The sequence below is a fragment of the Acidithiobacillus sp. genome, from assembly GCF_023255755.1.
Classification (GTDB): domain Bacteria; phylum Pseudomonadota; class Gammaproteobacteria; order Acidithiobacillales; family Acidithiobacillaceae; genus Acidithiobacillus.
Window position 1 is genome coordinate 1 of sequence record NZ_JAGDVS010000148.1, and the last position, 13,167, is coordinate 13,167.

The 13,167-nt window shown below is 59.7% G+C and carries 15 protein-coding genes and 1 pseudogene; 15 read left to right on the forward strand and 1 reads right to left on the reverse strand.

What is annotated here, in order from left to right:
- The 10 genes and pseudogenes from Q0C48_RS10265 to Q0C48_RS10310 all read left to right on the forward strand — a co-directional run.
- Positions 1-462 (forward strand): annotated as a pseudogene (locus Q0C48_RS10265) (ComEC family competence protein); the annotation flags it as partial.
- Between the two features lie 93 nt (positions 463-555).
- Complete coding sequence (locus Q0C48_RS10270) at positions 556-1,176, forward strand: MotA/TolQ/ExbB proton channel family protein (protein WP_291524042.1); 621 nt, start codon at positions 556-558, stop codon at positions 1,174-1,176.
- Positions 1,173-1,577: a biopolymer transporter ExbD gene (locus Q0C48_RS10275; RefSeq protein WP_291524044.1), complete on the forward strand. Its 405-nt coding sequence runs from the start codon at positions 1,173-1,175 to the stop codon at positions 1,575-1,577. The genes Q0C48_RS10270 and Q0C48_RS10275 overlap by 4 nt, the downstream gene beginning before the upstream one ends.
- Before the next feature lie 3 nt (positions 1,578-1,580).
- Positions 1,581-2,267, forward strand: coding sequence for a lysophospholipid acyltransferase family protein (locus Q0C48_RS10280; RefSeq protein ID WP_291524046.1), 687 nt, complete (start codon positions 1,581-1,583; stop codon positions 2,265-2,267).
- Entirely contained in the window at positions 2,264-3,409 is a 1,146-nt protein-coding gene (locus Q0C48_RS10285) for a hypothetical protein (RefSeq protein WP_291524048.1), read from the forward strand. Before Q0C48_RS10280 ends, Q0C48_RS10285 begins: the two co-directional genes overlap by 4 nt.
- On the forward strand, positions 3,406-4,404 hold the full coding sequence (gene lpxK, locus Q0C48_RS10290; RefSeq protein ID WP_291524050.1) for a tetraacyldisaccharide 4'-kinase: 999 nt from the start codon (positions 3,406-3,408) through the stop codon (positions 4,402-4,404). Before Q0C48_RS10285 ends, lpxK begins: the two co-directional genes overlap by 4 nt.
- Positions 4,405-4,409: 5 nt before the next feature.
- A complete protein-coding gene (locus Q0C48_RS10295) occupies positions 4,410-4,586 on the forward strand; it encodes a Trm112 family protein (protein WP_196491171.1) in 177 nt (58 codons plus the stop codon).
- A complete protein-coding gene (kdsB, locus tag Q0C48_RS10300; protein ID WP_291524052.1) occupies positions 4,583-5,341 on the forward strand; it encodes a 3-deoxy-manno-octulosonate cytidylyltransferase in 759 nt (252 codons plus the stop codon). The genes Q0C48_RS10295 and kdsB overlap by 4 nt, the downstream gene beginning before the upstream one ends.
- A gap of 21 nt (positions 5,342-5,362) precedes the next feature.
- On the forward strand, positions 5,363-5,884 hold the full coding sequence (ppa, locus tag Q0C48_RS10305; RefSeq protein WP_291524054.1) for an inorganic diphosphatase: 522 nt from the start codon (positions 5,363-5,365) through the stop codon (positions 5,882-5,884).
- 64 nt (positions 5,885-5,948) lie between these two features.
- On the forward strand, positions 5,949-6,329 hold the full coding sequence (locus Q0C48_RS10310; RefSeq protein WP_291509348.1) for a hypothetical protein: 381 nt from the start codon (positions 5,949-5,951) through the stop codon (positions 6,327-6,329).
- Between the two features lie 21 nt (positions 6,330-6,350).
- Here the strand turns inward: Q0C48_RS10310 and Q0C48_RS10315 are convergent, their stop codons facing one another.
- The gene (locus Q0C48_RS10315; protein WP_291524056.1) at positions 6,351-7,334 is read right to left on the reverse strand and encodes an integron integrase; all 984 of its coding nucleotides are present in this window, start codon (positions 7,332-7,334) and stop codon (positions 6,351-6,353) included.
- A 328-nt stretch (positions 7,335-7,662) separates the two neighbouring features.
- Here Q0C48_RS10315 and Q0C48_RS10320 point away from each other — a divergent pair, with 328 nt between their 5' ends.
- The 5 genes from Q0C48_RS10320 (at position 7,663) to Q0C48_RS10340 (ending at position 13,095) form a co-directional block, all read left to right on the forward strand.
- Positions 7,663-8,517, forward strand: coding sequence for a hypothetical protein (locus Q0C48_RS10320; protein ID WP_291524058.1), 855 nt, complete (start codon positions 7,663-7,665; stop codon positions 8,515-8,517).
- A 434-nt stretch (positions 8,518-8,951) separates the two neighbouring features.
- Positions 8,952-9,791 carry a group II intron reverse transcriptase/maturase gene (gene ltrA, locus Q0C48_RS10325; protein WP_291524061.1) on the forward strand — a complete coding sequence of 280 codons (840 nt, stop codon included), beginning with the start codon at positions 8,952-8,954 and terminating at the stop codon, positions 9,789-9,791.
- 352 nt (positions 9,792-10,143) lie between these two features.
- Entirely contained in the window at positions 10,144-11,553 is a 1,410-nt protein-coding gene (gene ltrA, locus Q0C48_RS10330; protein WP_291524062.1) for a group II intron reverse transcriptase/maturase, read from the forward strand.
- A gap of 104 nt (positions 11,554-11,657) precedes the next feature.
- Positions 11,658-12,176, forward strand: a complete 519-nt coding sequence (locus tag Q0C48_RS10335; RefSeq protein ID WP_291524063.1) for a group II intron maturase-specific domain-containing protein — start codon at positions 11,658-11,660, stop codon at positions 12,174-12,176.
- 187 nt (positions 12,177-12,363) lie between these two features.
- The gene (locus Q0C48_RS10340; protein ID WP_172804440.1) at positions 12,364-13,095 is read left to right on the forward strand and encodes a hypothetical protein; all 732 of its coding nucleotides are present in this window, start codon (positions 12,364-12,366) and stop codon (positions 13,093-13,095) included.
- The last annotated feature ends 72 nt before the right edge of the window (positions 13,096-13,167 follow it).

A 13,167-nucleotide genomic window follows, 5' to 3' on the forward strand; every position in this document is an offset into this window, starting at 1 on the left:
TGGTTACGCAGCGACATTTCCGCACCCCAGCCGCTGCCTGCTGCTGCCCGGCAGTGGTGGCCTGCCGGAGCCCGTGATTATCCCGGAGGACCGTCGGCACCGGCCTTCTGTCGGGCGGGCGGCGTGGCACCGGCAGCGATGCATTTCCTAACCCTGAATGCACCGGTTCAGCCCTGCATAGTGACTTGGGGCGCCGGACCCGATGTGCTTATTCTCGGTGACGCCGATGCCGCGACGGTCAATCGCCTTGTCGCGGAGCAGGGCGCCGCGTTGCATCGGGTGCAGGCCATCTTTGCCCCTGCCAGCCTGGGCAACACGGAAAGAGCGGCGCTGGCGGCAGCCGCAGCACAGGCGCGAATCTTTTATCTGGGCGACGGCAAGCCGGGCACATGGACCTGGCGGGCCGGGCGCTTACATCATGCCCTGCCGCCATCGCCCGCCTACTGGCAACCCGGCGCCTGAACGCAGACGCCTGCACCGGGCCGGCCACTGCTGTTTCCTAAGTGATATGCTATATTCCGGCTTCGTCACAATCGAACGGGTTCTGGAGGCGATGTGCAAGAGTTGCTGGGGTTATTTAAAATGGGCGGATTTGTTCTGCCGATTCTCATATTGGCGGCAATTGTGGCTTTGGCCATCGCGGGTAATCGTCTCTGGGTCTTGCGGCGGGGACGTGTTGCGCCACGTGATCTCGCGGCCCGGATAGCGGAGTTGGTAGAGGTGGGCAAGGTACAGCAGGCGGTCAAACTACTCTATGAAAACGACACCCCCTTGGCCCGGATGATGTTGGCGGCTCTGCAGGATGCGGGACAGCCGCGGGACGTGATCAAAGAGTCAGTGGAAGAGACCGGTCGTCATGAGGTGGCTCATCTCGACCGCTACCTCAACTTTCTCGGTAGTATCGCCGGGGTGGCGCCCTTGTTGGGTCTGCTCGGAACCGTATTCGGTATTATGCACGCTTTTGCGGCTATCGGCATGGTGGGCGCGGGTGATCCCAAGGCGCTGGCAGGCGGTATTGCCGAAGCGCTGATCACCACCGCCAGCGGCCTTATCGTTGCCATTCCCAGCCTGATGTTCTATCGCTATTTCAAAGGGCAGGTCGATACGCTGGTGTTGTCCCTGGAAAAAGAGGCCCTGAAACTGGTGAATCTCATATCCCGCGGGACTGAAAAATGAATCTGCGCCCGCGGGTGAGTGAAGAGCCGGAGATCAATGTGATCTCGATGGTCGATATCGTGCTGGTGCTGCTGTTATTCTTCATGGTCACCAGCAGCTTTGTGCACCAGTCCCATCTCTCCATGCAATTGCCCAAAGCCCAGCAGGCCGCCGCCGGTGAGCCGAAATCGCCCATCACCATCGATCTTAGCGCGAGCGGTCAGGTGCGTATGAATAAGCAGGCTTTGTCTATGGCCGACCTGGCCAGACAACTCAAAGCGCTGGCGGTCAAAGATCCCGAACGGGTGATTGTCCTGCGCGCGGATAAAAATACGACGCAGCAGTACGTCATCGATGTATTAGACGCGGCGCAGGAAGCTGGCCTGACCCGGATCAGTTTCGCCACCCTGAGCAATCGCTGAGCCGTGCGGCTGGAAGGGCGTTCCTTACGCGTGGTGGCCGCACTGGCGGCTTATCTCATCAAAGGTATGGCCCTCAGTGTGCGCTGGCACGAAGAGGGGGATGCCAGTGTACGCGCCCTGATCGCGGCCGGACAACCTTTCCTGCTGGCCTTCTGGCATGGGCGGGGGGTTATGGTCGCCCAGGCCTACTGGCGGGTGGGCGGGCGTAAGATAAAAATCCTCGTCAGCGAACATCGGGATGGCGAACTGATTGCTGCCACCATGGCCCACTGGGGTTATGGTGCGGTGCGCGGCTCGACCCGGAGCGGGGCGGTCAAGGGCGCCCGGGGGATGCTGCGGGCCGCCCATGCGGGGTACGACCTGGCCATCTCCCCCGATGGTCCGCGCGGTCCCCGCGAAGTGCTGCAAGAGGGTGTTATCGAATTGGCGCGCATTTCTGGTCTGCCCATCGTGCCGGTCACCTATTCCGCACGCTGGGCGAAACGTTTCGCCAGTTGGGATGGCTTTCTGCTGCCCCTGCCGGGCGCGCGCGGGGTGATCCTCTGGGGCGAACCACTGCGGATCCCGCGCGACGCCAATATGGATACCCTGATCGCTTTGCAGCAGTCGCTTGAGGCTGACATGATTGCGCTGCGGCAGCGTGCTGATGTCATGGTTGGCCGAACAGAACCGACAGGCGGAACATCATGACGTATTACGAAAACGGCCTGCTGCGCGCGCGCTGGGCGAGTTGGCGGGATGCCCGCGCCGGGCGAACGGCTCAGGCCAATGCCCGCTGGGGCTGGATCAAAGCCCCAGGCGAGCGCGGTCCGATCCTGTGGATGCAGAGCTTCAGCGATGCTGACCAGCAAAGACTGGGTATTGAGCTGGCGAAAGCGATCGCCGAAAAGCGTCGCGACCTGCGCATGGTGATGACTTTTGAGACGGAGTATCCGGCCCTCCTGGAACAACACACCGAAGGTGTCGAACGGCTCGGCTATGGTTTTGGGCCTTGTGACCATCCCCAGGCGGTCGGGCGCATGCTGGAGCGCCTGACCCCCTTGCGTTATCTGGCATTGGGCCGGGTGCCCCGACCACGGCTTGCCGCCGCTTTGGGCCGGGGAAAGATCCCTGCCGTGCTGATGGCGGCTGATCCCGGCCTGCCGATTCCGGCGCCGCTGGAGGCCGTCTACCCGCGGGATGCACGCCAGGCCGAGGCCTGGGTCGGGCGTGGTGCCAGCGAAGCCGTTCAGGAGCCTGTGGACTTCGCCACTTTGTTCACCATCGCCCAGGTAGACCCCAATTTCCGGGCGATGATCAGCGGTACCGACGAGGGCCTGCTGTGGTGGGCGCAGGGGTTGAGCGCCGCCCAATGGGCCGGATGGCGGCGGTCCTGGGCCGCTTCACCCTTGTCCCGACAGGGCCTACTGTTTCTTGGTGGCACCGACGCACCTGCGGATTTGCCCAGGCTGTCCGCGTGGCAACGCGCGCCTTTGCCCGCCGGAACGGTGGTTGTCGTCGATAATGATCGCTGGTATCCGGCCCTGTCGGCGGCGGCGCAGGCGGTGCATCTACAGAGGGCCTCCCCGATGTTGCAGTGGCAGATTTATGCCGGTTCCAGGCCCATCAGCGTCAGCCCCGGCGTGACGTTGAACGCCGCCGAATCATTGGACGCCGACACCATACTCACCCTGGAGAAACCCGCGCAAATCCTCGGCCACTGGCAAGCCCTGCGTGGGGATGCCATGGCCGCCCGCCAGCGCGGCGACGCCACCCGGCGCATTTTCTGGCAGGAGCGCCGCCATGCGGGCGAACGCCTGCCAGAATTTTTACAGCGGGTTTTTGACTGGTGACCCTCCGCCAGACCCTGGAGCAGCAATGGCAGGAGGGCGGGGCACTGGCCACCGCCTTGCGGCCTCTGGGGGCGCTGACCGGCAAGGTGGCGCAGTGGCGGCGGCGGCACATACACGGCAGGGCAGCGGGCATCCCCACCATTGTCGTCGGCAATCTGGGCGTAGGGGGCAGCGGCAAAACGCCGCTGGTGGCGGCGCTGGCGCGGCAACTCACGGTAGCGGGCTGGCGGGTGGCCATCATTAGCCGTGGCTATGGTGCCCGACCCCCGCACTGGCCCTACCGGGTGCAACGCGACGACAGCCCCCAACAGGCGGGGGATGAGCCCTTGCTGCTGGCGCAGGAACAGGGACAGACACAAGCGGTCTATCTTTGCCCCGACCGCCATCGCGCCATCGCCGCGGCGGCGGTGGATGGTTATAACCTCGCGCTACTGGATGACGGCTTCCAGCACCTCGCCCTGCAACCCAGCCTGCGTCTGCTGGTGTTCTCCGGCCCACGCCCTTTGGGCAATGGCCACTGCCTTCCTGCCGGTCCTCTGCGCGAGTGTCCGGACGCCATGCTCCATGCCGACGCCTGGCTCATGGACGCCGCAGCAGCAGCCGCTATCCCGGAGCGCAACGGGCCACCCCGTTTTCTTTTCCGCATCCAGCCCAAGGACCTCGTCGCCGTCAACGATCCAGGCCGCTCTCGCGGTCTCGACAGTCTGCAGGGACAGCACGTAACGGCCGCTACCGGCATCGCCCGCCCGCAGCGTTTTGTCGCCAGCCTGGAGGACTTGGGCGCTATTCCTGCCCCCCGATTTTTTCCCGACCACCATCCTTTTTGCGCCAGCGACATCGCCCATTTGCCCCGCCCCCTCGTCATGACCGCCAAGGATGCCGTAAAATGCCGGAAGTTCGCGCAGGCCGACGACTGGGCCCTGCGCATCGAAGCGGAGCTGGAGCCCTCCTTTCCGCTTTGGCTGGAGCAATCATTGCTGCCCTGGAGAAGCTGATGCGTATCGACCACCGCCTGCTGGACCTGCTCGCCTGCCCGCAATGCAAAGGCAGTCTGCAACCCTGTGCCCAGCGTCAGGCCCTCTGCTGCCCGCGTTGCCACCTGCAATATCCCATCCGCGACGACATCCCGGTGCTGCTTATTGATGAGGCCAAGCCCTACGAGGACAAGCCCGCGTGAGCTTCTGCGTCCTGATTCCCGCTCGGTTGGCCTCTACCCGCCTGCCGCGCAAGGTGTTGCTGGACGTGGGCGGCATCCCCATGGTCGAACAGGTGCGGCGGCGTGCGCTGGAAAGCGGCGCAGCGCAGGTGGTGGTGGCCGACCACCCCGAAGTGGTGGACTGTATCCGCAGCTATGGCGGTGAAGCGCTGTTGACCGCCGCGGAGCATGTCTGTGGCACTGAGCGCCTGGCGGAAGCCGCGCGTCTGCTGGGACTGGCCGACGACGCCATCATCGTCAACTTGCAGGGCGACGAGCCGGGCATGGCGCCCGCCCTGCTGCACGCCACCGCTCAACTGCTGCTGGACCATCCGCAGCGGCAGATGGCCACCGCCGCCGTCCCCATCACCCACTGGGATGAGCTGGCCGATCCCCACGCCGTCAAGCTGGTGCTCGATGCCGATGGCTGCGCCCAGTACTTTTCCCGCGCCCCTATTCCCTGGGATCGAAGCCATTTTCCCCTGAGCAGCGGGCAGGCTTTGCCGCAAACCCCAGGCATTTGGTGGCGGCACCTCGGTCTCTACGCCTATCGCAATGCCTTTTTGCAGGACTACGCCGTCTGGCCCGCCAGCCCGCTGGAAGTCATCGAATCGCTGGAGCAGATGCGCGCATTGGAGCGCGGCGTGCAGATTGCGGTATATTGCGCGGCAGAAGCGCCCGCAGCGGGTGTGGACACCGCCGCCGACCTTGACCGCGTGCGCGACCTTTTTCTCTGATCATCCACAAGGAGTTTTTGCATGGACCTGAAAAAAATCCCGGCCGGCCAGTCACTGCCGGATGACATCAATGTCGTGATCGAGGTACCCCAGGGTTCCTCCGTCAAATATGAATTGGACAAAGAATCCGGCGCCATCGTGGTCGATCGTTTCCTCTTCACTGCCATGCACTACCCGCTCAATTACGGCTTTATCCCCAACACCCTGTCCGACGATGGTGATCCCACCGATTGTCTGGTGCTGGCACCCCAGCCCGTCGCTCCCGGCGCCGTGATCCGCGCTCGGCCGGTCGGCGTGCTGATGATGGAAGACGAGAAGGGCATGGATGCCAAGATCGTCGCCGTTCCGCACGACAAGGTCGCCGCCGGTTACTCCGCTATCCGGGATGTCAGCGATCTGCCCGAGCCACTGCGCAACCAGATCCGCCATTTCTTCGAGCACTACAAGGACCTGGAACCCGGCAAGTGGGTCAAACTCAAGGACTGGGCCAGTGTGGCCGAGGCCCGCAGAATCATCGAAGCGGACGCCGCGCGCCACGCCTGAAGGTCTTGCCGCCCAGCGGCGAAGCAGGCAGACTGAGGGCGACTCGCTTATGCAGGAGAGCCCCATGTCTGCATCACCGCTGGCGCCCAAGACCCCCCAATCGACGTCCCTCAAGCCGTCCGCCTTTGCCGGCCTGCAACCCGACGAGCCCCTCTGGAAAAGGGTCCCTAGTCGCGACGATGCCGGCCATCTCCTCTCCGATTTCCGCATGATCTTTCCCGGACTCCGCCAGAAAAGCGGCATTCGCCAGCAACACACCCTGCGTATCATCAACGCCGTATTGCACCATTACGGCTCCTGGGTGGTGTTTGCCGATCTCAATATGCGCACGAATTTGCTCTGGGTGAGTATTCGCCCACGCCCTGGTTTAACTCTGGAAATTCCCGCGGCGATTAAAACGCTGGTGCCGGAGGCGTTATTATTAGCGCCCTATTGGCGGCGGTAATGGGTGGCAGTTATGGATGGGTTACATATCCAGCGGGCTGATAATACCGCGACCGCCTTTGTTCAGGACATGGGTGTAAATCATCGTGGTATTGACGTCCTTGTGCCCTAAGAGCTCCTGCACGGTACGAATATCATAGCCTGCCTGGAGTAAATGTGTTGCGAAGGAGTGGCGTAACACATGCGGTGTCACCGGCTTTACAATGCCGGCCCGGCTTGCCGCGGTACGTATTGCCCGCTGTACCGTAGCCTCATAAATATGATGTCGTCTTTGTGCCCCGGAACGGGGATCAATACTCAATGCCGGAGACGGGAACACATACTGCCAGCCCCAGGATTTAGCACTGGAGGGATATTTTACTGCCAGTGCATTCGGCATAAAGACCGCCCCTAGACTGTTTTCTAAATCTGTGTCATGCAGTAATTTTGCCTTTTCCATTTGCTTTTTTAGTGGCAGTAGAATGTTCTCGGGTAGAACCGTCACCCGGTCTTTGGCCCCCTTACCATCTCGGATGATGATTTCGCGGCGCTCGAACTCCACGTCTTTTACGCGCAGGCGTAATCCTTCCAGTAAACGCATGCCGGTGCCATACAACAAGCTGGCGACAAGCCACATCGTACCCGAGAGTTCATGCAGTAAGGCACGGGTTTCCGTTGGTGTCAGCACCACTGGCAGGTGCTGCGAAGGTTTCGCGCTAGTGATGTTATCCAGCCAGGGCAGATCGATGCCGAGAACCTGCTTGTATAGAAAGAGCAGCGCCGCCTTGGCCTGATTTTGGGTAGACGATGAGACGTTGCGTTCAGTGGCGAGATGGCTCAGGAAGGCCTCCACCTCGGCGGCACCCATGTTTTTGGGGTGCCGTTTCTGATGAAAAAGAATAAAGCGCCGCGCCCATTCCGTATAGGCTTCTTCAGTACGAATACTGTAATGCATCGCCCTGATCCGGGCGCGGACTTGATCCAAGAGTCTGGGCGGGGTGCTGGGAGTTGCTTGGCTATTTTCCATCCAGAAAATTTTAGGCTGTCCTAAATTTTTAGGCAAGGGTCAGTGTTGTGTAGATACAGTATGTTGATTGTTACCCCCCTTGCGTTAGGCGATATGTGTGTGGTAGTGTTGTGGAATCTAAATTATGTTCGCGGGCGCTGTGCGCCCGCGAACGGGGCGCGAGTGTCGAACATCGGGGCGTTGGGCGCACAGCGCCCGCGAACCCCTCGTTCGAGCGGACACCGCTACGCGGCTTCGCCCGCGTGAGCCTCCGCGCACTTCGTGCCCTCCGGCCTCACGCGGGTGCCGCACAACTCGCGCCCCGTTGGGCGTTCAACTTTATATCTCTATGAAGACCATCAAGAACCAAGTCCTAGCCGGTACGCGCCTCGATTCCCAAGGCGAACGCAACCCAAGGGAAGTACTCGAATCCTTCTGCGCCATGTACGCCGGAAAGCGTATGCCGATGAATCAGCAGCATGACTTGACGCTCAAATCCCCTGGCTATATCGAGAACTTGCGGGTGATGCCGGATAAGGAAAGTCCTGGAGACTGGTCCCTCGTTGGAGACGTTTTTTACGATGGTGATTCACTCCAAGCCGCTATGGGCGGGTTCAGCATTTCCTTCTTAGAAGTCATCCGTCGTGGCGAATCTCAAGACCTATTTCACGTTTATCTTCCATATCCACATTACAAGGACAGCGTACTTGTTGATGAACTCTTCGAGGATGGATTTGTGTCTGTTGGGCGATGGGCTAAGAAGGCTGCTGATCCGGCAACCGTAGCGCTCATTGGTGGCGTCATCGTTTTCATCATAAAGCCGGTGTGGGAAGATTTGTACAAGACCCAAATCGCGCCTCATATTTATCGGTTCTTCTCCACGAAGTTTGGCAAGTTACGCGAGAAGAAGATCGACGCCCAATTTGTACAGTATGTTCAGTACAACAACTACGAGATTCAAGTGTTGCTAATTCCGGCGCGCGGTTCCGAGGAGAAAAGTTTTAGTATCGACGCCACCAACCAAGCTATGGCACTAGTTCACCAACGCCTAACGACTCTTCCGGCTGACGCTCAAATGGCAAGCAAGGTCTATCTTCAGTTCGACGAAAATGAGAACTCATATAGCATCTATCGGATAGAGCACAAAGATGGGACGCTTACCGAAAACGCCCAACCCGGCAATCAACAGGACGCTACGCGATGAAGCCGCGCAGCGCCTGTTATTTTGAACGTGTGCGCCGGGCATGGCGCGTTACTTCGCAGGTGAGAGTCCTGTGGCCAGGTATACGCAGAGCCGAAGGCAAGGAGAAGGGCAAGGGCGTCGTCGCGAGGCGGGGTCTGGAGGAAGCCCAATCCGAAGCTGCGGGGCGATGAACAAAAACCGGATATGAGGCGTGATGCATCCGGGGCGAGCGGGCACGTGACCGCGAAGCCCTCCATCTGCGAATGGGGTGCATTTTGTAAATCCGGCGTCTATGCAGTGAAGGTAACGTGTCTTACCCCGGGAGATCTCCCCGGTGCTTCGGAAGCTCGAAGCTGGGCGTTTGGAAACGAACGCTGAATACTGTGGAGAAGTCAGCAGAGGGCATAGTAAGCGGCGCCCCCGCCGAAGGCCCGAACGATGAAAGACGAAGGACCATGATGGAGAGAGACGGGAACGCATCTGACCACCTGCCAAGGCAGGCTGCGGGCATACCGCAGGATGAACTCGTCGCTGGACCGTCAGGACAACCGGAGTCGATTCACCCCCAAGCGTTGCTGGCCCAGGTGTTGGAACGGGCCAATCTGCAACGCGCATTGAAGCAAGTGCGCCAGAACAAAGGCGCGCCCGGCATTGACGGCATGAGCGTCGATGAATTGCCGGACTACCTCCGCCACCACTGGCCGGGAATTCGCGCGCAATTGGAGGCGGGCCGTTATCGCCCGCAGCCGGTCAGGCGTGTGGAAATCCCCAAGCCAGATGGGAAAAGCCGACTGCTCGGTATTCCCACGGTGTTGGACCGCTTCATCCAGCAAGCCATTGCGCAAGTTATATCGGCCCAATGGGAACCGCATTTTCACCGCCACAGCTACGGATTCCGCCCTGAACGTTCGGCCCATCAGGCCGTGCGCGAAGTACAGGCGACCATCCGCGCAGGTTACGGCTGGGTGGTGGACATGGACTTGCAAGCCTTCTTTGACCGGGTCAACCATGACCGGCTGATGGCGCGACTGAAGAGCCGTTGCCTTGATACCGGCCTGCTGCGCCTGGTCAATCGCTTCCTGAAGGCGGGTGTGAGCGTCGGTGGACACATCGAGCCGACGACGATGGGCGTGCCGCAAGGCGGCCCACTCTCGCCAGTGCTGGCCAATGTGGTGTTGGATGAGCTGGATTGGGAACTGGACCGGCGTGGCCACCGCTTCGCCCGTTATGCCGACGACTGTGTGCCACGAAGGCGCAATGAGGGAAGGAATCCTCGGAGGTGCCGTGCTGCATGAGAGATGAGGGCTGGCCCCTCGGTGTCGGCGTATAGGCGCAGGCACCAAACCACCCACTGCTGCTGCGTTAAAGAGACGTGGTGGTGAGCGAGATGGGAAAAGGTCGGGCGTGACCCGATCAGGTAAGGATCGAAGAGACGAACGAAAGTGAACCGTTGATGAACTGTCGAAAGCGTATAGATGATGTCGAAACCACGGTGGAGTCGTTCCCGTGGGATAAGCACAGGGGGCAACCTATTTACTGCCTGTGCGGCATCCGGCATAGAAGCGGCGTGAAGTCGATCCAGGCTCTTGTGGAGAACGTGGGAACCTGTCACCCCGATGCTAAGGGAGCGGCGCAAGTGGAAGCCCCATGAGCGCCAGAGTACCAATGCGGGGTACAGGGGCGGAGCAAGCCGTAGTAGCGACGAAGGGCCGTAATGAGCCCGGAGCGAAGGGCTTGCCCCATTGTGCTGAAGTCGCAGCAGCAACCACGGGCGGCGACGCCGGTGGGAGGACTGCAGCGGCGACAGCAAAGCCGCTTCCTATAAGCAAACGCCAAGTATGGGAAGCCTACAAACGAGTGAAAGCAAATCGCGGAGCGGCAGGAGTTGACGGGCAGACGCTGACCGAGTTTGAGGGGAACGTGACAAACAATCTCTACAAACTATGGAATAGGCTGGCCTCCGGCAGCTACATGCCGCCAGCGGTTCGGCGCGTGGAGATTCCCAAATCTGATGGCGGGGTGCGTCCGCTCGGTATACCTACCGTGGCAGACCGCATCGCCCAGATGGTCATCAAGCAAGTTCTTGAGCCGGTTCTGGAACCAGTGTTCCATGACGATTCATATGGCTACCGATCGGGGAAATCTGCGCACCATGCCATTGCACAAGCGAGGAAGCGCTGCTGGAAGTATGCGTGGGTGGTAGATCTTGATATCAAAGGGTTCTTTGATAACATCGACCATGACTTGCTGCTCAAGGCGGTGCGTCATCACACCCGTGAACGCTGGGTAGTGATGTACATTGAACGCTGGCTGAAGGCGCCGGTGCAAATGCTGGATGGAACATTGCTGGAGCGTACGCGTGGCACGCCGCAAGGTGGCGTCATCAGTCCCTTACTGGCCAACCTGTTTCTGCACTACGTCTTTGACAAGTGGATGCAGCGTGAGCATGCTGATGTGCCATTTGAACGGTACGCCGATGATGCTGTCTGCCACTGTCACAGCCAATCGCAGGCCCAAGCGCTGATTGGGGACTTGGGGCGGCGATTTGCGCAATGCGGACTGGAGTTGCATCCGTTGAAGACCCGAGTGGTTTACTGTAAGGATGCGGATCGGAGAGGGAGTTACGCCGACACGAGTTTCGACTTTCTGGGCTTTACGTTTAGGCCACGGCTGTCGAAGAACCGATGGGGCAAGACCTTTGTCAATTTCAGTCCGGCGATCAGCGCCAAGGCAGGGAAAGCGATACGTCAGGAGATCAGAAGCTGGAATCTGCAAAACCGCAGCGACAAGTCTCTAACCGATCTGGCGCATATGTTCAATGCCAAGATTCGAGGGTGGGTGAATTATTATGGTGCGTTCTACAAGTCCGCGCTCTATCCCACGCTCCGGCAAATTGATCGCAAACTCGTACTGTGGCTTACCCGCAAGCATAAACGTCTCCGAGGGCATCGCCGACGAGCCAGTCACTGGCTGGAACGCGTGGCACGCAAGGAAACACGTCTGTTTGCGCACTGGGTGTTATTGTGGGGGCAGGCTTCAATGGGAAGAGCCGGATGAGCGGAGACGTTCACGTCCGGTTCCGTGAGCGCCTCGGGGGGAGGTTCCCTGGGGCGACTCGACGCAATATTCTGGTCCGAAGCAAACGTGCGGGAGAGCGGGTGATGGGCAGCGTGACACGCTACGTCAGCGACACACTGAGGCTCACAGTGAATCCGCTGAAAAGCGCGGTGGACAGGCCCAAGAACCGCAAGTTTCTGGGCTTCACGGTCAGCCGCAACGGAGCTAGGCTGAAGGTGGCCGACAAGGCCATCGCAAAGCTGAAGGACCGGGTGCGGGAACTGACCCGTCGTACGCGAGGCAACAACATTGGCGTTATCGTGGCAGAGCTGAGGAAAGCCCTGCTTGGTTGGAAAGCGTACTTCGGCATCGCCGAAGTGCTGAGCCCTCTGCGCGATATCGACAAGTGGGTACGACGCAAGTTACGTTGCTATCTCTGGAAACAATGGGGATCGGCCGGTTACCGGCAACTGCGCAAGCGTGGCGTGTCTGTGCGCGAAGCGTGGAATACCAGTAAGTCGGCTCACGGTCCATGGCGGCTGTCGAAGACACCGGCATTGACTATTGCGTTACCATTGCGCTACTTCAATGACTTGGAACTACCCAGCCTTGCGCCGCGGTAGGAATTTACTTCATCGAACCGCCGGATACGTGACCCGTATGTCCGGTGGTGTGGGAGGGGGGAGCCGTGAGGCTTCTCCCTATCCCGATTAGGCCTCAATGAGCAATCCAAGCCCTCCGGCGTTTCCACCCTCATACATGCTCTTACAGCAAGAGGGTTATCTCATTAGCTCGTCTCTCACGACCGGGTTGACGGAACTTCGCGCTGCCCATGTTCATAACAAGGGTGCGTTTTACACCGCATTGTTCAACCTTTCGGTTGGCTTTGAGCGCCTACTAAAAGCAATCGTAATTATTGATCACATGCTGGATAACGGGCTAGCCGTCCCAACTAAGATTCAGCTGCAAGCCCGTGGCCATAAAATTGTCGATCTCTATGACGAATGCGAGAGGATTGGGGTCAAGCGACAGTTGCATATACCAAGCCGCACTCAACTGGATGCAATCGATCAAGAGCTATTACTGTTGCTTAGTGATTTCGCGCGCGTAACGCGCTATCACAATTTAGATGCTTTAAGCGCATCACAGAACGGCGCTGACCCGCTAGCTAGATGGGGGCAGCTAATAATCACTATCCTTAGCCACGACGTTCCCAAAAGGCAAAAGGACAAGATTCTTGCTCAAGCGAACATTGTAGCCACTGCTATCGATGATGTTACTTTCACCCTCATGCATGGGCTGGATCAGACACCACTGACGACATCTGAGGCACTCTCCTTGCCTGGGTTACATGAGCAAGCAGTTCGTTTTGCTGTACTCCGGTTCGTCAAGATTCTCTCCCCAGTTAGGGATCTTCTGGCTGGCGTGAGTCATGGGGCTTACGGTTTTGGGCCAGTACCAGCCTTCCCTCAAATGCATGAATTTTTGGAATGGCTGTGGGATGATCGTCAGTACGTGCTCAGGAAGAAAAAATGGCCCTAGAAAGGCCTAACCCGGCAGTCAAGCGGGACTGGCGCAAAAGCGCGCAGCCCCTTACTTGTTACGTTCGCGGGC

Excerpts from the sequence above, each read along its gene's own strand:
- Q0C48_RS10310 (WP_291509348.1), top strand. The coding sequence starts at position 5,949 with ATGTCTGCATCACCGCTGGCGCCCAAGACCCCCCAATCGACGTCCCTC.
- Q0C48_RS10315 (WP_291524056.1), bottom strand. The coding sequence starts at position 7,334 with ATGGAAAATAGCCAAGCAACTCCCAGCACCCCGCCCAGACTCTTGGAT.
- ppa (WP_291524054.1), top strand. The coding sequence starts at position 5,363 with ATGGACCTGAAAAAAATCCCGGCCGGCCAGTCACTGCCGGATGACATC.
- Q0C48_RS10320 (WP_291524058.1), top strand. The coding sequence starts at position 7,663 with ATGAAGACCATCAAGAACCAAGTCCTAGCCGGTACGCGCCTCGATTCC.
- ltrA (WP_291524062.1), top strand. The coding sequence starts at position 10,144 with ATGAGCGCCAGAGTACCAATGCGGGGTACAGGGGCGGAGCAAGCCGTA.
- ltrA (WP_291524061.1), top strand. The coding sequence starts at position 8,952 with ATGATGGAGAGAGACGGGAACGCATCTGACCACCTGCCAAGGCAGGCT.
- Q0C48_RS10285 (WP_291524048.1), top strand. The coding sequence starts at position 2,264 with ATGACGTATTACGAAAACGGCCTGCTGCGCGCGCGCTGGGCGAGTTGG.
- Q0C48_RS10275 (WP_291524044.1), top strand. The coding sequence starts at position 1,173 with ATGAATCTGCGCCCGCGGGTGAGTGAAGAGCCGGAGATCAATGTGATC.
- Q0C48_RS10335 (WP_291524063.1), top strand. The coding sequence starts at position 11,658 with ATGGGCAGCGTGACACGCTACGTCAGCGACACACTGAGGCTCACAGTG.